Raw genomic sequence first — 19,717 nt, 5'->3', positions numbered from 1 at the left:
GTAAATGCTGATGAACGGCGATTGTCAGTGGCCGCCAGTATCGTCGCCGACGTGGATCTCGACGCTGTGCGCACCTTCGTGGCCATCGCGGACGCGGGCCGTTTCCAGCATGCGGCCACGGAGTTGTCGATCACCCAGCAGGCCGTCTCCAAGCGGGTCGCCGCGCTGGAGCGGTCCGTAGGCGTACGGCTCTTCGCGCGCACCCCGCGCGGGGCCGAACTGACCGTCGACGGGCGGGCGTTCCTGCCGTACGCCCGCGAGCTGCTGCGCGCCGAGGCGCGGGCCTTCGCCTCCGTCCGGCCCGGCCACCGCGCGCTGCGCGTCGACGTGATCGGCCGCGGACTCGCCCCGGCCGCGCTGCTACGGGACTTCCATCGCGCCCACCCCGAGGTCGAGCTGGACGTCGTGACCCTCTTCGACGCCGACGCGGCCGTGGACGCCATCCGCTCCGGCACGGTCGACGTGTCCTTCCGCGCCGTCATGGCGACCGGCGGACGGCTCCGCGACGACACGGGCCCGGCGCGGTCCGCCTCCGGCGCCGCGACCGGCCGACGGTTCCGCGACGACGAGGGCCCCGCCGTCTCCCTCGCCGAGACCGGCCGCCGGCTCCCCGACGACGTCGAGGTCAGCCGGGCCTTCGACGAGCCCGTCCAGCTGCTCACCGGTCCGGCCCACCCGCTCGCCGCCGCCCGCACGGTCACCCCGGCCGACCTCGTCGGGCACCGGATCTGGATGCCCGGCCTCGTGCCCGGCACCGAGTGGGCCGCCTACTACGACGCGCTCGCGGCCGCGTTCGGGCTCACCATCGAGAGCAACGGCCCCGACTTCGGCGTGGAGCCGCTGCTGGACACCATCGCCGGGTCCCGTTCGCTGGCGACCCTCGTCGGGGAGCAGACCCGGCTGGTCTGGCCCGCCGGCCACGACCTGCGCCGTATCGCCGTACGGAATCCGACGCCGGTCTACCCGCACTCGCTGGTCCGGCACCGGGACAATCGGCATCCGGCGTTGGCCGCCCTCCGCGATCACCTCGACACCACGCGGCCCGCCTCATCCGCCGCGGAGACCTGGACACCGGCCTGGGCGTAGGCGCCCCGGGTCAGTCGCGCAGGCGCCGCGCGATCTCCAGGTGATCCGGCGACGGCGGACGCCCGTCCCCCACCGCCCACAGCGCGTTCTGCAGCACCCGGCCCAGCGTCCAGGCGCGTGCCCGGTCCCGGTCCAGCCCGAGTACCTCCGTCATGGCGTCGAACCGCCACCCGACCTCGTCCGCGTCGAAGCGGTTCCACAGGGCCGGGAGGAGGTCGAAGCCGGGGTCGCCCGCGAGCGGCTTGGGGTCGATGGCGATCCAGGGGGCGCGGTCCGCCGCCAGGACGTTCTCGAAGTGCAGGTCCCAGTGGAGCAGCCGGTCGCCGGGTTCACCGGCGACCTCGCGCACCGCCGCCGCGCAGTCCGCGATCAGCCGCCGCTCGGCCGGATCGGAGACCCGGGGCAGCACCGCCGAGGTCCGGTCGAGCAGCTGAGCCGCGATGTCACCGAGCCGCCGCAGCCCCGCCGGTGCCTCGACGGCCGTCAGGCGGGCCAGCAGCCGGGCGACGACCAGCGTGGCCTCGCGGGAGTTCGGCAGATCCGCCAACACCCGCCCCGAGTCGAGCCGTTCGAGCAGCAGCGTGCCCGTGTCGGCGTCGGCCTCCAGCAGTCGTACGGCACCGTCGCCGTCCCAGCCCCGCAGCGCCAGGGGCTCCCCGGCCGTCTCCTCGTCCACGTCCTGGAGCTTGAGCGCGGCCGGTGTCCCGTCCGCCCGCAGCACGGGCAGGACCAGCGCGCACCGGCCGTTCATCGAGGGTCCGTCGAGGCGCAGCTCCCACTGGCCGAGGAACCGCGCGGCCCGCTCCCGGAGGGCGGCGGCGAAGGCCGCTGCCTCCTTGCCGCCGAAACTCTCGTAACTGGCGACCAGCGACGCCGGGATGTCGATCACGCCTCCGACGATACTTGCGTGCGTGAATCGGCTCATGCGAATTAGCCGGGGCCTCCACAGGGTGTGGGCGTACGTCCGCAGCGCCCCCGGCACCTACGTCTGGCTGGGGATCCTCTTCGTCACCACGGTCGCCATGCACCACATGTCACCGGAGTTCGAGCAGGAGTTCCTGCGGCAGCGGTCCACCAACATCCACGAGCTGTCGAACAACCCGGTGCGGGTGCTGTTCGCGAGCGCGATGTGGATGGACGGGGGACGCTGGCTGCCGTACGCGGCGCTGTACACGGTGTTCCACGCGCAGGCGGAACGGTGGCTCGGGACGGCGCGGTGGCTGATGGTGTGCGTGGCCGCGCATGTGCTGGCCACGCTGATCAGCGAGGGCGCGCTGCTGGAGGCGATCCGGCGGGGCGTGGCACCGCAGTCCGCGGTCAACACCCTTGACATCGGGGTGAGTTACGCGCTGGCGGGGGTGGTGGGGGTGCTGGTGTACCGGATCGCGGTGCCGTGGCGGTACCCGTATCTGGTGGTCGTACTGGCTGTCTACGGGGTGCCGTTGGCGACCGGCCGGACCTTCACCGATCTCGGGCATTTCACCTCCGTGGTGATCGGTCTCGCGTGTTATCCGCTGGTCAGGGGCTGTGGAAAAGCATGGAATCCGAAGGAGACAGTGGCCGCGCTCAGGGGTTAGCGTCCGGATATGAGCAGCTCGGTGAGCGGTGGCGTGGGCGGTGGCATGAGCGGTGTCGTGAACGGCGGCATCTCCTTCTGGTACGCGGACGACGGTCTCCCTGTGCGCCGGGAGCCCCTCGCGGGTGACGCCTCCGCGGATGTCGTGATCGTCGGCGGCGGGTACACGGGGTTGTGGACCGCGTACTACCTGAAGAAGGCGGCGCCCTCCCTCCGGGTCACCGTCCTGGAGCAGAAGTTCTGCGGGTACGGGGCCTCGGGGCGCAACGGCGGGTGGCTGTACAACGGCATCGCGGGGCGCGACCGGTACGCGAAACTCCATGGGCGGGAAGCCGCCGTACGTCTGCAGAAGGCCATGAACGACACCGTCGGCGAGGTCGTCAGGGTTGCGGAGGCGGAGGGGATCGAGGCCGACGTCCATCGTGGGGGCGTACTCGAAGTCGCTTGTACGCCTGCTCAGTTGGCGCGGCTGAAGGCTTTTCATGAGCACGAGCTGTCGTACGGCGAGACGGACCGTGAGCTGTACGGCGCGCGGGAGACCGGTGAGCGGATCCGGGTCGCGGACGCGGTCGGGTCGACGTGGACTCCGCATGGTGCCCGGCTGCATCCGGTGAAGCTGGTCAAGGGGCTCGCGGCGGTGGTGGAGGGGTTGGGCGTCACCATTCACGAGTCGACGCCGGTGACCGAGATTCGGCCCAAGCACGCGGTCACGCCGTACGGGACCGTTCGCGCGCCCTACGTCCTGCGCTGTACCGAGGGGTTCACCGCGAGTCTGAAGGGGCAGCGGCGGACCTGGCTGCCGATGAACTCCTCGATGATCGCCACCGAGCCGCTCACCGACGCGCAGTGGGAGTCGGTGGGGTGGGGTGGGCTGGAGACGCTCGGGGACATGGCGCACGCGTACATGTACGCGCAGCGGACCGGTGACGGGCGGATCGCGTTGGGCGGGCGCGGGGTGCCGTACCGGTTCGGGTCGCGGACGGACAACGACGGGCGGACGCAGGCGGCGACCGTCGAGGCGTTGCGGGAGGTCCTTGTGCGGTTCTTTCCGTCGCTCGCGGGGGTGCGGGTCGCGCACGCGTGGTCGGGGGTTCTGGGGGTGCCGCGTGACTGGTGTGCGACGGTGACGCTGGATCGTTCTACGGGGCTGGGGTGGGCCGGGGGGTACGTCGGGTCGGGGGTGGCTACGACGAATCTCGCTGGGCGGACGTTGCGGGATCTGGTGCGGTTGGACTCTGGGCAGGCGGGGGCGACTGAACTGACCGGGCTGCCGTGGGTCGGGCACAAGGTGCGGAAGTGGGAGCCGGAGCCGTTTCGGTGGTTGGGGGTTCAGGGGATGTACGCGACGTATCGGGCGGCGGATCGGCGTGAACTGAGCGGGTCCGGTGGGGAGTCGTCGCGGTTGGCTCGGGTGGCGGATCGGGTGGCTGGGCGGCACTGAGCTGAGGTCTGAAGCTGGGGGTGAGTTGTCGGGTGCGGGTTGTGTGTGGCTGGTCGCGCCCCGCGGCGGAGCCGCTGATGTCACAGCCCCGCGCCCCTGGGTGGTTTGGGGGTGCGGGGCTGTGGCTGGGTGCGGGTGCGTTGTGGGTTGCCTGCGGTTCGTTGGGGTCGGCGCCGCGCCGGGGGGTGTCCGTCCTCGGATCGGCGCGCCGACCGTTGCTTACCGGCTTGCCCGTGATTGACGCGCCGACCGCTGCGGGCGGACACCCCCCGACACGTCGCCTTGCCGCCGTACGTGGGTGGCGGGCCGTTCGGCTCAGGTCAGTGACTCGGATGCCGACTCCGGGGTGGGGGACTGTGCCGTCGCGCCGTGTTTCGGTGCTCGGGCTGTCACCATCAAGCCTGCTACCAGTCCCGCCATCAGCATCACGGCCACGGCCCACCAGATGGCGACCGTGTAGCCGTGGACGATGCCCTTGCTGGTGATGAGGGCCTTCTGGGCGGGGTTGTGGAGGTGGGCGGCGATGTAGGCCGCGCTGCTGGTGGTGGCGATCGTGTTGAGGAGGGCCGTACCGATCGAACCGCCCACCTGCTGGGCGGTGTTGACGGTCGCGGAGGTCACGCCCGAGTCCTGCGGGGCGACTCCGGCCGTGGCGGTGGCGAAGACCGGCATGAAGATCAGGCCCATGCCGAGGCCCATCAGGATCAGGCCGGGGAGCAGTTCGGTGGTGTAGTCCGAGTCGACCGTCAGGCGGGTGAAGAAGGACATGCCCGCCGCGGCCAGGACCGCGCCCGGGACCATCAGGGTGCGCGGCGGGACGTGGTGCATCAGGCGGGCCGAGATCTGGGTCGAGCCGATGATGATCGCGACCGTGAGGGGGAGGAAGGCCAGGCCGGTCTTCACGGGGGAGTAGTCGAGGATGACCTGGAGGTAGTAGGTCATGAACAGGAACATGCCGAACATGCCGATGACGGCCAGGCCCATGGTCAGGAAGCAGCCGGCGCGGTTGCGGTCCTTGACGATGTGGAGGGGGAGGAGGGGGCTGGGGGCCCTGGTCTGCCACCACACGAATGTCGTGAGGAGTACGACTCCTGCCGCGAACAGGCCTAGGACCAGGGAGTCCGTCCAGCCTCGCGGCTCCGCCTCGCTGAAGCCGTAGACGATCGCGACCAGGCCGCCGCAGCCCAGTAGTACGCCGGGTACGTCGAGGCGGGCGCCGCTGTGGCCCGGGCGGTCGTGGAGGAGGGCGAGGGCGCCGAACACCGCGATGATCGCGATGGGGATGTTGACGTAGAGGCACCAGCGCCAGTTCAGGTACTCGGTGAGCAGGCCGCCCGCGATGAAGCCGATCGCCGAACCGCTGCCCGCGAGTGCGCCGTAGATCCCGAAGGCCTTTCCGCGTTCCTTCGGGTCGGTGAAGGTGGTGGTGAGGAGGGAGAGGGCGGAGGGGGCCAGTACGGCGGCGAAGACGCCCTGGAGGGCTCGGGCGCCGAAGAGCATGCCCGAGGTCGTGGCCGCGCCGCCGAGTGCGGAGGCGCCCGCGAAGCCGATCAGGCCGATGATGAACGTCCGTTTGCGGCCCACCAGGTCGGCGATCCGGCCGCCCAGCAGGAGCAGGCCGCCGAACGCGAGGGTGTACGCGGTGATGACCCACTGCCGGTTGCCGTCGGACATGCCCAGGTCGCGCTGTGCGGAGGGGAGCGCGATGTTCACGATCGTCGCGTCGAGGACGACCATGAGCTGCGCGAGAGCGATGATCACCAAGCCCCACCAGCGGCGGGGATCGGGGCCCGTAGCCGTCGTTCCGGGGCCGCCTGATTCAGCTGATTCACCTGATTGGGTGACGCTCATCTGCTCAGAAGACCATGAATCGGTAGGTATCGCATCCTCGGTCGTATTCGTGTGTCTGTTCGATGGTGGGTTGGGTGACGTGTTCGGTGTGGTCATGGCTCCAGGACCACCTTTCCGGTTGTCTTGCGGTTCTCCAGCGCGCGGTGCGCGGCCGTCGCGTCGGCCAGCGGGAATCGTTCTACGGCCGGTACGAGTCGGCCTGCGGCGGCCTCGGTGAGTGCGCGCGACTCCAGGGTTCGGATCGGGCTGGGGCCGCCTGCCTTTCGCGTCATCGCGGGGCCCAGCACCTGTTCGGAGAGGGCTGTGGTGGTGTACGGCTCGCCGCTCGACCAGCCGAAGACGATGTGCTGGCCGTTCGGCCCGAGCAGGTCGACGGTCTCCCTGGCTACGGCCCCGCCCACCCCGTCGAACACGACCGTCGCGTGCCGCCCGTCCAGCCAGGCCCGTACCGTCCGCGGCCACTCCGGGTCCGTGTAGTCGACGGCGAGATCGGCGCCGTTCGTCTGTGCCAGGGCGGTCTTCTCCGGGCCGCCCGCGAGGCCGACGACCGTGGCACCGGCGTGCTTGGCGTACTGGACGAGCAGGGTGCCGAGACCTCCGGCGGCGGCCGGAACGACGACCACGGAGTCGCTGTTCAGCTCGGTGAACTGCACGATTCCCATGGCCGTACGCCCTGTCCCGATCATCGCGACGGCCTGTGCGAAGTCCAGGTTCGCCGGGATCTCGTGCACCCGGTCGACATCGGTCACGGCCAGCTCGGCGTACCCGCCCGGCGCGAACCCGAGATGTGCGACCACCCGTTTCCCGAGCCACAGGCCGGCGACGCCGTCCCCGAGCGACTCGACGACTCCGGCGACCTCGCGGCCGGGGATGGTGGGGAGGGCGGGGAGTTCGGGGAGGGGGCCGCGCTCTCCCTTCCGCAGAACGGTGTCCAGGAGGTGGACTCCGGCCGCGGCTACGGCGATACGGACCTGGCCGGGGGCGGGGGAGGGGGCGTCGACGGGTTCGTAGGTGAGGTTTTCGGCGGGGCCGAAGGTGTGGAGTCGGATGGCGTGCATGGGGTCACTCTTCGACCTCAAGCGCGCTTGAGGTCAAGGGTGGGCCGTCCTTGATGTCAGTGGTGGGGTGCAGGATGGGGGGCATGGCGAGAAGAGCGGCGGGTGGAGTCAAGGGGGCGCGGCGGCCGGAGGTGCGGTTGCCGGCTCTGGAGGCTTACGGGGGTGGGGAGTTGGAGCCGGACGGGGATTACGACGGGCTGCAGTTCCGGGACGAGGACTTCGTCGGGCAGGACGGCGGGGGCGCCCGTTTCATGGACTGCGCGTTGACGGACTGCGCGCTGGACGAGACGCGGCTGCACCACGCGCGCGTGCTGGACTCCGTTCTCACCGGCATACGGGGTGTCGGTACGGACCTGGCCGAGTCGACCCTGCGTGACGTCGAGGTGGTCGACGCGCGGATGGGCGGGGTGCAGTTGCATGGCGCGGTTCTGGAGCGGGTGGTGATTCGCGGAGGCAAGATCGACTATCTGAACCTGCGCAAGGCGAAGCTCCGGGACGTCGTCTTCGAGGGCTGTGTCCTTGTCGAGCCGGATTTTCTGGATGCTCGGCTGGAGCGTGTGGAGTTCGTGGACTGCGCGCTGAAGGGGGCGGACTTCACGGGGGTGACGTTCACGGACGTCGATCTGCGGGGGGCTGTGCAGTTGGAGATCGCGCGGGGGGTGGAGCGGTTGTCCGGGGCGGTGATCAGCATGGGGCAACTGCTGGATCTGGCACCGGTGTTGGCCGTGCAGATGGGGATTCGGGTGGAGGGGTGAAGGGGCCTTTGGGCGCAGGGTTGCGTCAGGGTTCGGGGGGGGCTTCTGCTTGGCGCGGGTCGGCGCCGTCTAGCTCGTCCGACCCTTGAGCGGAGGCCGGCCGAATCCAGCCCGTCCGGCGTTTGAGGACGAGGCCCCTTCAGGGCCGAGGGGGGTCTGGGGGCGCAGCCCCCAGGGACGGTGGCATGAGTTCAGGGTGGGCAGGAAGTTCAGGGCAACCCGAGGTAGTTCAGGGCAACCGGGGTGGCTCAGGGCACCCGGGGGAACCTCGCCTGCAAGGTCCAGATCGCCGGGTTCTCGCCGAGCGCGTCGTGCAGATCGACCAGGTCGGCGATCAGATCGTGCAGGAAGTCCCGCGCCTCGCGCCGGAGTTCGGCGTGCGAGAAGGTCAGCGCCTCCTCGTCCCGCCGCATCCAGTCCGCCTCGACATCCACCCACCCGAACCGCCGTGAGAACAGCATCCGGTCGGTCGACTCCGTGAAGTCCAGTTCCGCCCGCTGCGGCCGGGACGCCCGCGACCCCGCCGGGTCCTGGTCGATCCGCTCCACGATGTCGCACAACGCCCACGCGAAGTCGAGCACCGGTACCCATCCCCACGCCGTGGACACTTCCCGGTCCGCCTTGGTGTCGGCGAGATACACGTCACCGCAGAACAGGTCGTGCCGCAGCGCGTGGACGTCCGCGCGCCGGTAGTCGGTCTGCGGGGGGTCGGGGAAGCGGTTGGAGAGGGCGTAGCCGATGTCGAGCACGTAGGAGATGGTGTCACGGCTGGAGAGAGAGCCGACGGCGGCCGGAGCCACCCCTTCACGGACCCCCAGAACCACCCCTTCACAGACCCCCGGAGCTACGCCTTCACCGGCCCCCGGAGCTACCCCTTCACCGGCCCCCGGTGTGCTCGTCCCCGGCCCCGTCCCGCGCGGCCGCGGCCGCCTCCAGCAGGGCCCAGCCGTCGACCTCCACGGCCCGCGTCTCTCCGGGCCCCGGCACCCACCCGCGGGCCTCCGCCGCGTCGAGCAGGGCGCGGACGGCGCCGGGTTCGTGGAGGTTGAGGGAGGCGCCGCGGACGTACCCCACATCCCCGGAACCGAAGGGGGCCCCGCCCGGGACGAACCGCCCCGGCCCCGCGGCGAAGACGATCCGCAGTGCCCCACCGGTGCCGGCCGGCCGGGGATTCAGGGTGAGGGTGTGGACACAGCCCACGGAGCCGCCGCCGTTGTCCATGGTGCCGTCGCCGTGACGGTGACTGTGACGCAGCGACCACATGTACACGCGCCCATCGGCGACAAGCCGGCGGGACTTCTTGGCTGAGCGGGGCATGGAGGTGAGCGTACGAGGGTCGCCGTACTTCAGGGCGAGGAGCCCCGGACTCGTAGGATCGCGCACGTGTCCCGATCCGTACCGCTCGTTCCCACGGTCACCGCGTGCGCGCTGGCCCTCGTCCTGACGGCGTGCGGTGGAACGGAAGGCGTACACGGCACCGCTGGCAGCGCGGGCGTGGCCGACCCGTACTTCCCGAAGGCGGGCAACGGCGGCTACGACGTGACCCACTACGACCTGACCCTGGCGTACACCCCAGGCACCTCGACTCCCTTGACCGGTACGGCGACGATCACCGCCCGGGCCACCCAGAACCTCTCCGCCTACGACCTCGACCTCAAGGGCATGAAGGTCGACGTGCTGACGGTGGACGGCAAGACCGCTCCCTGGACCCGCGGCGGCCAGGAACTGACGGTCCGCCCACCCGCCGCCCTCCCCAAGGGCAGGACGTTCAGGACGACGGTCCGTTACTCCGGCACCCCCGAGACGATCACCGACCCCGACGGCTCGGAGGAGGGCTGGCTGCGCACGGCGGACGGCGCGCTCGCGCTGGGCGAACCGGCCGGCGCGATGGCCTGGTTCCCTGCCAATGACCACCCGTCCGACAAGGCGACGTACGACATCACGATCACCGTCCCGAAGGGCCTGCAGGCGGTCTCCAACGGCGAGTTGAGGACGGAGACGACGACACGGGCGGGCCGTACGACCTACGGCTGGCGCACCACCCACCCGATGGCGACCTACCTCGCCACGGTCGCGATCGGCCACTACGACATCATCCGCACCACCCTGAAGAACGGCCTCCCCGTGTACGTGGCGGTCGACCCGCGGGAGGCCGCGGCGAGCCGCAAGGTGCTGGCGAGGATCCCCGAGATCATGGAGTGGGAGGAGTACAACTTCGGCCCGTACCCCTTCTCCTCCACCGGCGCGATCGTCGACCGCCGCGGCGACGCGGGCTACGCCCTGGAGACCCAGACCCGCCCGTTCTTCCCCGGCGCCCCGGACACCGCCACCCTCGTCCACGAACTCGCCCACCAGTGGTACGGCGACTCCGTCACCCCGAAGACCTGGCGCGACATGTGGCTCAACGAGGGCTTCGCGACCTACGCGGAGTGGCTCTGGTCCGAGGACCACGACGGCGACACCGCCCAGCAGACCTTCGACGCGCTCTACGACGGCACCTACTACGACGACCCGTCCGACAACGAGGCGGTCTGGGCCTTCCCGCCGGCCCGCCCCACCTCCGCCGCCCACATCTCCGACAGCCCCGTCTACGAACGCGGCGCGATGGTCCTCCACAAGATCCGCCAGGCGGCCGGCGACGCGCGTTTCTACGACATCATCCAGGGCTGGGCGGCCGCACACCGCTACGGCAACGCGAACACGGCGGACTTCACGGCGTACGTGGAGAAGATGGCACCGGGGGACGACTTCAGCCGTGTCTGGAAGGACTGGCTGTACGGGGACGGGAAGCCGGCCCGGCCCTGAGTTCCCGGAGGGCTCGTTCGCCCGGGCGGGCGGTGGCGAGGCGGATCACGGCGTCGAGGGGTGCCGCCGGCGGACCCGACCGGCCCCCTATTCCGCCCTCTCCTCCAACTCGTCCAGGAGTACGGCGAGTTCGGGCAGCCAGGCGCTGTCGTTCGCCCCGCGCAGCTCCTCCCGCGTCCACCACCGCCAGGCGAGGATGCCGTCCTCGGCGTGGGCGGTGGCGAGGCCGGGGCCGGCGGGTTCGCGGTGGGGGCCGTGGACGGCGTAGATGTGCTCGTGCTGCCGGATGTGGATGCCGACGCGGGTGAAGTCGCGTTCCTTGGTGCAGAGGAGGGGGCCCATGGTCAGGTCGGTCCAGCCGGTCTCCTCCCGCAGTTCACGCAGGGCGCCCTCGCGCGGGGTCTCGTCGCCCTCGATGCCGCCGCCGGGCAGCTCCCAGAAGGTGCCGTTCGCGGAGTCGTCGTGCTGGAAGAGGAAGACGGCGCCGGAGGGGTCGAGCACGGCGACGCGCGCGGCCCGGCGGTGTTTGCGCAGCTGCTTGCGCAACACGGCGCAGGGGCGGCCGAGTTGGCGGTCCTTGCGGTGGTCGATGACGTCGTAGCCGAGGGCCGTCCAGAAGGCGAGGCCGTCGGGATTGTTGTCAAGGACGGCCAGGCGTACGGCGGTTCGGTCGGCCTCGCGGAGCCGGTCCTCGACGAGGGTCGCCAACTGCCGTCCGTGTCCCTGCTGTTGCTGCGTGGCGTCGATCATCAGCAGCCCGATCCAGGGGTCTTCGTCGTCCGGGTCGGGATGCGTCCCGAGGGTGATCGCGATCCCGACGAGCCGTCCGGCGCTGCGCGCGAGCAGGACTTCCGTGTCCGGGTCGGCCAGTTCGTCGGCCAGCGCGGTCGCCACCTGCTCCGGCCGGATGTCCGCCGGGTCGGGGAAGTCACCGCTCAGGGCGTGGAACGCGTGGTTCGAGGCGTAGAGGGCGGTCAGCTCGGTGAGCAGCTCGCCGGGGAGCGCGCCGGCCTCGGTCGGCGTGAGCGGTTCGAGGAACATGGGGGCACGCTAGCGGCCGGAGGCTCCGGTTCCGGTCCCGGTCCCGCCGAGACGGAAACCCTGGGACCTGTGAGACGGGCGAGGATCTCAGGCTTCAGGCCCCTGGATTCGGTCGAACCCCGCTCGATGGGCCTCGGACCACTCGACGGGGCGCATCGTCTCCCCGCTCAGATTCACGATGGTCCGCGTCCCATGGGCGTACGTGGTGCTGCCGTCAGGGCTGCACACGCGGAAGCCGGCCGTTGCCGATGTGCGGCCCACCCGCTCGGTCCAGAGGTGGACGGCGATCTCCCCGTTGCCCATCACCGGGAGGTCGAACACGATGGTGACCGCCTTCACGACGTAGTGGGTCGGCTCGGCCTCGTCGGAGGCGCCGAAGCCCAGACTGATCGCGTAGGTGTTCCAGGCACGTTCGACCATCACGGTGTAACGACTGTTGTGCAGCATCCCGTAGGGGTCGAGGTCGTCGAAATACACGTCCAGGGGGATCAGGACGCCGTGGTCGACCGACTCGGACACGAGAAGGGGTGCAGTCCTGTCAGCCATCGTGAGTCCTCTTCGCGTCGCTGCTGTTGATCAGGTTCGACTTCACGGTGCGGCCTGATCTCCGGTCCCGTCCAATACCTGTTTCGTGCTCTGTGATGCCACGCGGGCATCGCGGGCATCGCAGGGGGCGCGAAGGGGTCTTGTGACTCGACCGAACTCCGCTCGACAACTCAGGAGTAAGTTCTCAGGCGTTGCGCGAGCAGTGGCGTGGCTTCGGCGGGGTCGATGTCGCAGACCAGCAATCCGGGCTTTCCGTAAGGCTGATGGCTGAGCAGCGTGCCGTCCGGCCGAATTATGGCGGATGTCGTGGGCGATCCCGGGCTCGCGCAGTTGACGGCGGCGACGTAGCAATTGTTCTCGGCCGCGCGGCAGAGAAACGCCTTCTCGTGGAAGGAGTTTCTCGGGTCGGCGAACTCCGTCGGCTGAAACGCGCCGGGCTCCGCTTCGCTGTAGTGCGGGAGGAAAACCAACTGGGCGCCGTTGGAAACGGCCCAGCGCACCGTCTCCGGATAGCGAAATCCCTCGTGGCAGATCGCGATGCCGAAGCGGAAGCCGTCGACGTCGAATATCCGGCGATCGCTGCCCGCCTCGTACAGGGAATCCTCTTCCGGGTCGAGCTGCACCTTGTCCTGACAACCCGCTCGACCGCCGTCGGGCCGAAGCACGAGCGCGGTCAGACGGGGCTTGTCGGAAACATATCGCTCTGTGCCGAGCACCACATGGATGCGGCTTTCCCGCGCGGCCCGGGCCATGCGCTCGTGCGCGGCTTCCAGGAAGTCGGCGCTCACGGCCTTACGCGATCGCGGCGGCCATGGGTAGCCCGGCACATACGCCTCCGGGAAGCACACGACACGCGCGCCCGCAGCGGCGGCGGATGTGACCGCGCGCTCCGCTCGCACCACGGAGTCTTCCGGATTCTCGGGAATCTCGATATTGGCGAGCGCGATGCGAAGCCGTGTCATGCGACTCATTGTGCTGTACGGCCCGGATACCCGAGGGGCGATCCGCGGCCGCACCGCCCAGCGGAACTCCCCCTACCGGAAAGGGATGTTCAGCCAGGGGCTCCCGGGTTCGGACATCAGGATCCGGTGCGCCGAGACCATGTCCTGGTACCAGTCCCCGAACTCCTCCTCGTCGAAGTGCAGGCAGCGGCCCAGGATGTAGCCGGCGGAGAAGTCGGGCCAGGAGCGGTAGGCGAGGGCCGCGGCCCGGCCGGCGCGGATGACGGCCGACTCCGTCTCCGGGAGGGTGGCGAAGCGGGCGCCCAGGCCCCAGCGGGCCATCTTCGAGGCGCGGCCCAGGTCCCAGGCCTCCACCGAGGTGACGTAGCGGTTCTCGTCGAGGATGCCGTCGGCCCGCATCCGGGCCTCGTAGCGGGTGATGCGGCCGATCAGGCGCTGGACGCCCGTGATGCGCGCCTCGGTCTCCGATGCGGGGCGCGGGTCCGTCTTCGTCACGCCGTCCTCCGTGATCACCGTGGCGCCCTCGGAGTTGGCGCGGATCACCGTGGCCACGGCCTGGCGCCAGTAGCCCGTGTCCACGTGGCCGCCGAAGTCGCGGGCGATCGTGCGGCGCAGGCTCAGCGCGAACTCCCATACGGAGCTGGACGCTTCGCAGGCGAGCAGGTTGCGCAGGTGGTGCTGCCACTCGGCGCGGGTGGTGATGCCCCACCACTCGCGCAGCCGCCGGCGCTCGCCGTCGTAGCCGCTGCCGTGCCAGGCCAGCGCGTTCCAGAGGGAGCCGTTGCTCACGCAGAGGAGGGCTCCGCAGGCCAGGCCGTGGGCCACCGGGCCGTGCAGCGGGCCGCCCACGTGGAGTGCGCGCAGGCGCATCGAGGTGTCGGGCGTGCCGACGCCTTCCGCCGCGCGTGACCAGTCCGTCGTGCCCGGGGGGCCGTAGGGGAGGGGCAGTTCGCAGGGGGTGCCGGGGTTGATGAGGAGGGTGGGCGGGCAGCGCGGGTTCCAGGCGTCCGCTATTCCGCGCAGCGAGGCGCGGGAGTACACCAGGTCGGGGCGTGGCGCGGGCAGCATGCCGTCCGTGAAGAGTTCCCAGCGTTCCGCGCCGGTGCGGGGGTCGCGGGTGAACGTGCGGTGGACACGGTCGGGTTGGGCGTCGTAGGCCTCGCGCGACATCACGTAGTAGAGGCGGACCCGGGCCAGTACGTCGTAGTACGCGGGCCAGTCGCCGCGCGTCCGCGCCTCGGCCAGTGCGCGCTCCGTCTCGGTCGGCGGGGTCCAGGCGGGAGGTGGGGGAGGCCCGAAACCGGCGGGGGACGGTCCGAACGACATAGGGCTCGCTGTCCTTCCAGGGGCCAACGGCTGGTGATCCCGGCGCAGTCGCGTGCGGGGATCCCGGCGCATTCGCATGCGGGATTCCGGCACATTCTCATACGGGACTGAGATCCCCCTGTGGACCCCCCGCCCCGTTCCGCGGTCCGCACGCGCCGAGGCCCCCGGCCGCAATCGCGGCCGGGGGCCTCACACACGGCACTGCAAACAAAACGGCACTGCACAACGGCACTGCACAACGGCACTACATGCGCGGCGTGCGTCAGACGTTGACGCCGAAGTCCTGCGCGATGCCGACCAGGCCCGAGGCGTAACCCTGGCCCACGGCGCGGAACTTCCACTCCGCTCCGTTGCGATACAGCTCGCCGAAGACCATCGCCGTCTCCGTCGCCGCGTCCTCGGAGAGGTCGTAGCGGGCGATCTCGGCGCCGCCGGCCTGGTTCACGATGCGGATGTACGCGTTGCGGACCTGGCCGAAGTTCTGCGAGCGGGTCTCCGCGTCGTAGATCGAGACCGGGAAGACGATCTTCTCGACGTCGGCCGGGAGGCCGGCCAGGTTGACGTTGATCGCCTCGTCGTCGCCCGCGCCCTCGCCCGTGCGGTTGTCGCCGGTGTGGACGATCGTCTGGTCCGGGGTCGACTTGTTGTTGAAGAAGATGAAGTGACCGTCCGAGTAGACCTTGCCCTCGGGGTTGACCGCGATCGCCGAGGCGTCGAGGTCGAAGTCCGTGCCGGTGGTGGTGCGGACGTCCCAGCCGAGGCCTACGGTGACGGCGGTCAGGCCCGGGGCCTCCTTGGTGAGCGAGACGTTGCCACCCTTGGACAGGCTTACAGCCATTGTTGGGAGTCCTTCCCTCGTTGCGGTGCGGGCTTCGTACTGAGGACGAAGCTACCGGTACCTGTATGAACGCCAAGAGGGGTACCGAAGGTTCCAGGTGACTTTACTTTCTTTACCCGGAACCTCTGGAGTAAATGGCGTGACGTGGACCGGACAGACACGCGACCATGGGGACATGTCCGGTCCCTATGCCATCCGCGGCTCCGTCTCCCTGCCCGAGGCCGAGCTCATGTGGCGTTTCTCGCGGTCGTCAGGGCCGGGTGGGCAGCACGTCAACACCAGCGACTCCCAGGTGGAGCTGCGGTTCGACCTGGCCAGGACCGAGGCGCTGCCCCCGGTGTGGAAGCAGCGCGCGCTGGAGCGGCTGGCCTCGCGGCTCGTCGACGGTGTCGTGACCGTACGGTCCTCCGAGCACCGCTCCCAGTGGCGCAACCGGGAGACCGCCGCCGTACGCCTCGCGGCGCTGCTCGCGGAGGCCACCGCGCCGCCGCCGAAGCCGCGCCGGGCGACCCGTATTCCGCGCGGTATCAATGAGCGCCGACTGCGGGAGAAGAAGCAGCGGTCCGACACGAAGCGGGGGCGGAACGGGCGGGACTGGGGGTAGTTCCGGCACCGGTTGTCGCATCCTCTTGTCACATCCTCGGCCCGTGCTTCGTCGAACCAGTGACGACGGACCGCGGCGAGGAGCGTTTACCCATGGGCGACTTCGAATTCCCCCGACAAACAGACGGTGAATTCCTCGCCGCCCGTTTCGAATCCCACCGCCCGCACCTCCGTGCCGTCGCCTATCGCATGCTGGGCTCCTCCGCCGAGGCCGACGACGCCGTGCAGGAGGCCTGGTTCCGGCTGAGCCGTACGGACAGCGGGCGGGTGGAGAACCTGGGCGGCTGGCTCACCACGGTCGTCGGCCGGGTCTGCCTCGACATGCTCCGCTCCCGCGCGTCGCGGGCCGAGGAACCCCTCGAAGCGGTCACGCCCGCCCCGGCACCGGGCCCCGATCCCGAACAGGACGCCGTCCTCGCCGACTCGGTCGGCGTCGCGCTGCTCGTGGTCCTGGAGACCCTCACCCCCGCCGAGCGCCTCGCCTTCGTGCTGCACGACCTGTTCGCCGTCCCCTTCGAGGAGATCGCGTCCATCGTCGGCCGAACGCCCACGGCGACAAGGCAGTTGGCGAGCCGGGCCCGCCGCCGGGTGCGGGGCGCTCCCACGCCGGACGCGGATCTCGTACGGCAGCGGGTGGTCGCGGGCGCCTTCCTCGCCGCCGTCCGCGAGGGCGACTTCGACGCGCTGGTGAAGGTGCTCGACCCGGACGTCGTCGCCCGCTCCGAGGACACGGTGACGGTGGGCGCCGCAGCGGTGGCCTCCGCCGCGACGAGCTTCGCCCGCTACGCCGCCCTCGCCCGCCACGCCCTCGTGAACGGCGCCACCGCCATCGCCCTGATCGTCGACGACCGCCCCGAGCGCACCCTGACCTTCACGTTCGCCGGCGACCGCATCGCGGCGATCGACATCGTGACGGCTCCGGAGAAGGTGGCCCTGCTGGACGTGGTCCTCGTGGACGGCTGACGCGCGTCAACGGTGCTGGGCGGCTGCCCCGGAGTTGTCCGGGAGGTGGCCGGCGCACGCCAACTGCCGCTGGCCACACCGGAAATGGACCGGCGGTCCACTCGCCGCATTCTTCCGCCGGGATGACCAATCTCACCCCAACTGCCGTCACCGGCCAGGAAAACCGGCCCCCGCCTACCCCAACTGCCGATACCTGCCCCGGAAGTACGACAGGGGACCCCCCTCGGCGCTCCCCACCTCCGCCGTCAGCACCCGCCCGATCACCAGCGTGTGGTCCCCCGCCGGCACCCGCTGTTCCGTCCGGCACTCCAGCGTGGCCAGAGCCCCCCGCACCAAGGGCGCCCCGGACGCCTCCCCGTGGACGTACGGGATGTCGTCGAACAGGAGCCGGTCGCTGATGCGGCCCTTCATCGCGAAGCGGCCCGCGATGTGGCGCTGGCTCTCGGAGAGGACGGAGACGGCCCACAGGGGCTGTTCGTCGAGGAGGTCGTCCATGCGGGAGCCGTTGCGGAGGCTGACCAGGACCAGGGGCGGGTTCAGGGAGACCGACATGAAGGCGGTGGCCGTCATGCCCACGTCCTCGCCGACCGGGGCCTGGGGGTCGTCCGGGTCGTAGGGCTCCTCGTGCGCGGTCACCAGGACCACGCCCGCGGCCAGTCGCGCGAGGGCGGCGCGGAACTCGTCGTTGCTCACCCCCACAGCATGCCCGGAGGGACGGGGCTCGGTGATCGCGGCTGTCTGCGAGGCGGTGTTCAGCACGCTCGAAACGCTAACCTCGTACGTCCGCGCACCACATCGGACCTGCGGCCCACTCGGGTCCTAGGACCAATGGCCGACGCGGCGGAACATCGTCGTGCATCATGTCCACACACCCGCACAGTTTGCGTTCAGTTAACGCACAGGGAAAATGCAGAAACTCCACTCAATTGTTCATCTTCTGCTGTGACTTGAGTCACAAGGGGTAGTAATTGTTGACCCTGTGTACCGAGTGGGCAGCGCGCTGTGATTCAGTGGCGGGGAAGATGACCCTTGATTCACTGCGAGGTCTCGGGGGGAGGGCGAGTATGGAGACCGAGTCGGAACCCTACGTCCGTCTTGCGACCCTGCGGCAACTGCACACGGTCATGGCGGACATGAACACCGCCCGCAGCCTGGCGGACACCCTGCAGACCGTCGCCGACGGCGTCGTCAACGGTCTCGGGTACGAGCTGGCGTGCGTCAACCTCGTCCGCCCCGACGGCGACCTCGTGGTCGCCGCCTTCGCGGGCAACTCCGCCGCCGAGGCCCTCATCACCGGCCGCGTCGGCTCCCGCACCTCCTGGGAGCGCCGCCTCGGCATGGGTGAGTCCTGGGGCGACCTGCGGTTCATCCCGCACACCGAGGGCTGGGTCCTCGACGAGGACGACGTACCGCAGTGGTACACCGACGGCCCCGCACCCCGCTTCGAGGACGAGTGGCACCCGTCCGACCGGCTTTTCGCGCCCATGTACACCCCCGGCGTCTCCGGCGGCTCGTGCGGCGAGCTGATCGGCGTCCTGTCCGTGGACCGCCCGCGCAACGGCCGGCGGCCGGGCGCGTGGGGCCGCGAGGCGCTCCAGATGTACGCGTTCCAGGCGGCCATAGCGATCAGCAACGCCCGGCTGCGCGCCAACATGCAGCGCGCCCTGGTCCGCCTGGAGCGCGAGCAACAGGCCCTGCGCGCAAGCGAGGAGAGCTTCCGGCAGGCCTTCGAGTACGCCCCCTCCGGCATGGCGATAGCCGAGATGGGCGGCGACCAGCACGGCCGAATACTCCGCAGCAACGACGCCCTGTGCCGCCTGCTGGGCCGCCCCGCGTCGGCGATGCGCCGCTACTCCTTCTCGGACCTCGTCCACCCCGAGGACATAGGCACGCTGCTGAGAACCTCGGCGGAGGGCGGACGCGCGGAGCTCCGTCTGGGCCGCCGGGACGGCACGTACGTCTGGGTCTCGCTCCGCAACTCCGTCGTCGCGGACGCCGCCGACGGGCCGCGCTTCCTCCTCTCGCACGTCGAGGACATAGAGGACCGCAAGCGCCGCGAGCTGCAGCTCGCCCACCGCGCCGCGCACGACGCGCTGACCGGCCTGCCGAACTCGGCGGAGCTGCGCACCCGCCTCTCCGCCCGCCTCTGCCAGCGCCCGCAGGCCACTCACCTCGGCGAGATCGAGTCCATCGACGCCGCGTACGGACATCCGACCCCGGCCTACGACGCGAACGGCCACGGCTTCGACTTCCGCCCCGGCGCCGACCTCCTCGACGCCTACGACCACCACGTCCACACCATCGCCCCCGAGGGCGAGCGGGACGACGGCACGAAGGGGCTCGCGGTGCTCTTCTGCGACCTCGACGGCTTCAAGTCGATCAACGACCGGTTCGGGCACAACGCGGGCGACGCGGTGCTCATCGAGGTCGCGCGGCGGCTCGGCCGGGCGGTGCGCGACGGCGACACGGTGGCCCGGCTCGGCGGCGACGAGTTCGTCGTCCTGGCCGACGGGCTCGGCAAGGCCGACGCCGCCGACCTCGCCGTACGCCTGCGGAACGAGATCATCCAGCCCATCCGGGTCGACGGCCGCGGTATGCGGGTGGGGGCCAGTTTCGGTATCGGGTGGGCCCACTGCGGCATGACGGCGGACGAGGTCCTGAAGTCCGCTGACGAACGGATGTACATCGAGAAACGATCTCGTCCCAAACAGCACAGACGCGCGGGATGATCTCCAGGTCAGCGGTGTGATGCGGTCCGAGTCACCCGTTTGGACGACGTGGAGCGGGTAGGCTCGCAGTTCTCCAGACGTGAACCAGACGTGTCTGAAGCTGACGTATCTGAACCCGCACCTGTTGAGGAGTACCT

19 protein-coding genes are annotated in these 19,717 nt (G+C 70.5%); 8 read left to right on the top strand and 11 right to left on the bottom strand.

What is annotated here, in order from left to right:
- The first annotated feature begins 51 nt into the window (after positions 1-51).
- Positions 52-1,086, top strand: a complete 1,035-nt coding sequence (locus tag R2B38_RS17670) for a LysR family transcriptional regulator (RefSeq protein WP_318017103.1) — start codon at positions 52-54, stop codon at positions 1,084-1,086.
- A 10-nt stretch (positions 1,087-1,096) separates the two neighbouring features.
- Here the strand turns inward: R2B38_RS17670 and R2B38_RS17665 are convergent, their stop codons facing one another.
- On the bottom strand, positions 1,097-2,011 hold the full coding sequence (locus R2B38_RS17665; RefSeq protein ID WP_411978464.1) for an aminoglycoside phosphotransferase family protein: 915 nt from the start codon (positions 2,009-2,011) through the stop codon (positions 1,097-1,099).
- Between R2B38_RS17665 and R2B38_RS17660 the strand changes: the two genes are divergently transcribed.
- The gene (locus tag R2B38_RS17660) at positions 2,010-2,663 is read left to right on the top strand and encodes a rhomboid-like protein (protein WP_318017101.1); all 654 of its coding nucleotides are present in this window, start codon (positions 2,010-2,012) and stop codon (positions 2,661-2,663) included. The genes R2B38_RS17665 and R2B38_RS17660 overlap by 2 nt on opposite strands.
- Positions 2,664-2,672: 9 nt before the next feature.
- Positions 2,673-4,103 (top strand): FAD-dependent oxidoreductase, encoded by a 1,431-nt coding sequence (locus R2B38_RS17655; protein ID WP_318017100.1) that lies wholly within the window; start codon positions 2,673-2,675, stop codon positions 4,101-4,103.
- 315 nt (positions 4,104-4,418) lie between these two features.
- Here R2B38_RS17655 and R2B38_RS17650 read toward each other — a convergent pair whose 3' ends face one another.
- Complete coding sequence (locus R2B38_RS17650; protein WP_318017099.1) at positions 4,419-5,954, bottom strand: MFS transporter; 1,536 nt, start codon at positions 5,952-5,954, stop codon at positions 4,419-4,421.
- Between the two features lie 92 nt (positions 5,955-6,046).
- Positions 6,047-7,012, bottom strand: a complete 966-nt coding sequence (locus R2B38_RS17645; protein ID WP_318017098.1) for a zinc-binding dehydrogenase — start codon at positions 7,010-7,012, stop codon at positions 6,047-6,049.
- Between the two features lie 83 nt (positions 7,013-7,095).
- Between R2B38_RS17645 and R2B38_RS17640 the strand changes: the two genes are divergently transcribed.
- On the top strand, positions 7,096-7,767 hold the full coding sequence (locus R2B38_RS17640; protein ID WP_033281392.1) for a pentapeptide repeat-containing protein: 672 nt from the start codon (positions 7,096-7,098) through the stop codon (positions 7,765-7,767).
- Positions 7,768-8,015: 248 nt separating this feature from the next.
- On the opposite strand, the gene R2B38_RS17635 is transcribed toward R2B38_RS17640, so the two are convergent.
- The gene (locus R2B38_RS17635) at positions 8,016-8,516 is read right to left on the bottom strand and encodes a hypothetical protein (RefSeq protein WP_318021716.1); all 501 of its coding nucleotides are present in this window, start codon (positions 8,514-8,516) and stop codon (positions 8,016-8,018) included.
- Positions 8,517-8,643: 127 nt separating this feature from the next.
- Positions 8,644-9,084, bottom strand: coding sequence for a hypothetical protein (locus R2B38_RS17630; RefSeq protein ID WP_318017097.1), 441 nt, complete (start codon positions 9,082-9,084; stop codon positions 8,644-8,646).
- A gap of 66 nt (positions 9,085-9,150) precedes the next feature.
- Here R2B38_RS17630 and R2B38_RS17625 point away from each other — a divergent pair, with 66 nt between their 5' ends.
- A complete protein-coding gene (locus R2B38_RS17625; protein WP_318017096.1) occupies positions 9,151-10,572 on the top strand; it encodes a M1 family metallopeptidase in 1,422 nt (473 codons plus the stop codon).
- Positions 10,573-10,659: 87 nt separating this feature from the next.
- On the opposite strand, the gene R2B38_RS17620 is transcribed toward R2B38_RS17625, so the two are convergent.
- From R2B38_RS17620 to R2B38_RS17600, 5 genes are all read right to left on the bottom strand, one after another.
- Positions 10,660-11,613, bottom strand: a complete 954-nt coding sequence (locus R2B38_RS17620) for a bifunctional GNAT family N-acetyltransferase/NUDIX hydrolase (protein ID WP_318017095.1) — start codon at positions 11,611-11,613, stop codon at positions 10,660-10,662.
- Positions 11,614-11,700: 87 nt separating this feature from the next.
- A complete protein-coding gene (locus tag R2B38_RS17615) occupies positions 11,701-12,159 on the bottom strand; it encodes an acyl-CoA thioesterase (protein WP_318017094.1) in 459 nt (152 codons plus the stop codon).
- A 170-nt stretch (positions 12,160-12,329) separates the two neighbouring features.
- Positions 12,330-13,121, bottom strand: a complete 792-nt coding sequence (locus R2B38_RS17610; RefSeq protein ID WP_318017093.1) for a carbon-nitrogen hydrolase family protein — start codon at positions 13,119-13,121, stop codon at positions 12,330-12,332.
- Between the two features lie 72 nt (positions 13,122-13,193).
- Entirely contained in the window at positions 13,194-14,447 is a 1,254-nt protein-coding gene (locus tag R2B38_RS17605) for a DUF1266 domain-containing protein (protein WP_318017092.1), read from the bottom strand.
- Positions 14,448-14,709: 262 nt separating this feature from the next.
- Positions 14,710-15,285, bottom strand: coding sequence for a TerD family protein (locus R2B38_RS17600; RefSeq protein ID WP_019057183.1), 576 nt, complete (start codon positions 15,283-15,285; stop codon positions 14,710-14,712).
- 175 nt (positions 15,286-15,460) lie between these two features.
- Here R2B38_RS17600 and arfB point away from each other — a divergent pair, with 175 nt between their 5' ends.
- Both arfB and R2B38_RS17590 read left to right on the top strand, forming a co-directional pair.
- Positions 15,461-15,889, top strand: coding sequence for an alternative ribosome rescue aminoacyl-tRNA hydrolase ArfB (gene arfB / locus R2B38_RS17595; protein ID WP_318017091.1), 429 nt, complete (start codon positions 15,461-15,463; stop codon positions 15,887-15,889).
- A 92-nt stretch (positions 15,890-15,981) separates the two neighbouring features.
- Positions 15,982-16,851: a sigma-70 family RNA polymerase sigma factor gene (locus R2B38_RS17590; RefSeq protein ID WP_318017090.1), complete on the top strand. Its 870-nt coding sequence runs from the start codon at positions 15,982-15,984 to the stop codon at positions 16,849-16,851.
- Between the two features lie 174 nt (positions 16,852-17,025).
- Here R2B38_RS17590 and R2B38_RS17585 read toward each other — a convergent pair whose 3' ends face one another.
- The gene (locus R2B38_RS17585) at positions 17,026-17,610 is read right to left on the bottom strand and encodes a flavin reductase family protein (protein ID WP_318017089.1); all 585 of its coding nucleotides are present in this window, start codon (positions 17,608-17,610) and stop codon (positions 17,026-17,028) included.
- 305 nt (positions 17,611-17,915) lie between these two features.
- Between R2B38_RS17585 and cdgB the strand changes: the two genes are divergently transcribed.
- Positions 17,916-19,580 (top strand): diguanylate cyclase CdgB, encoded by a 1,665-nt coding sequence (cdgB, locus tag R2B38_RS17580; RefSeq protein WP_318017088.1) that lies wholly within the window; start codon positions 17,916-17,918, stop codon positions 19,578-19,580.
- The last annotated feature ends 137 nt before the right edge of the window (positions 19,581-19,717 follow it).

Source organism: Streptomyces sp. N50, from assembly GCF_033335955.1.
In the GTDB taxonomy this organism is placed as follows: domain Bacteria; phylum Actinomycetota; class Actinomycetes; order Streptomycetales; family Streptomycetaceae; genus Streptomyces.
This window is presented reverse-complemented; position numbering and strand designations above follow the sequence as displayed.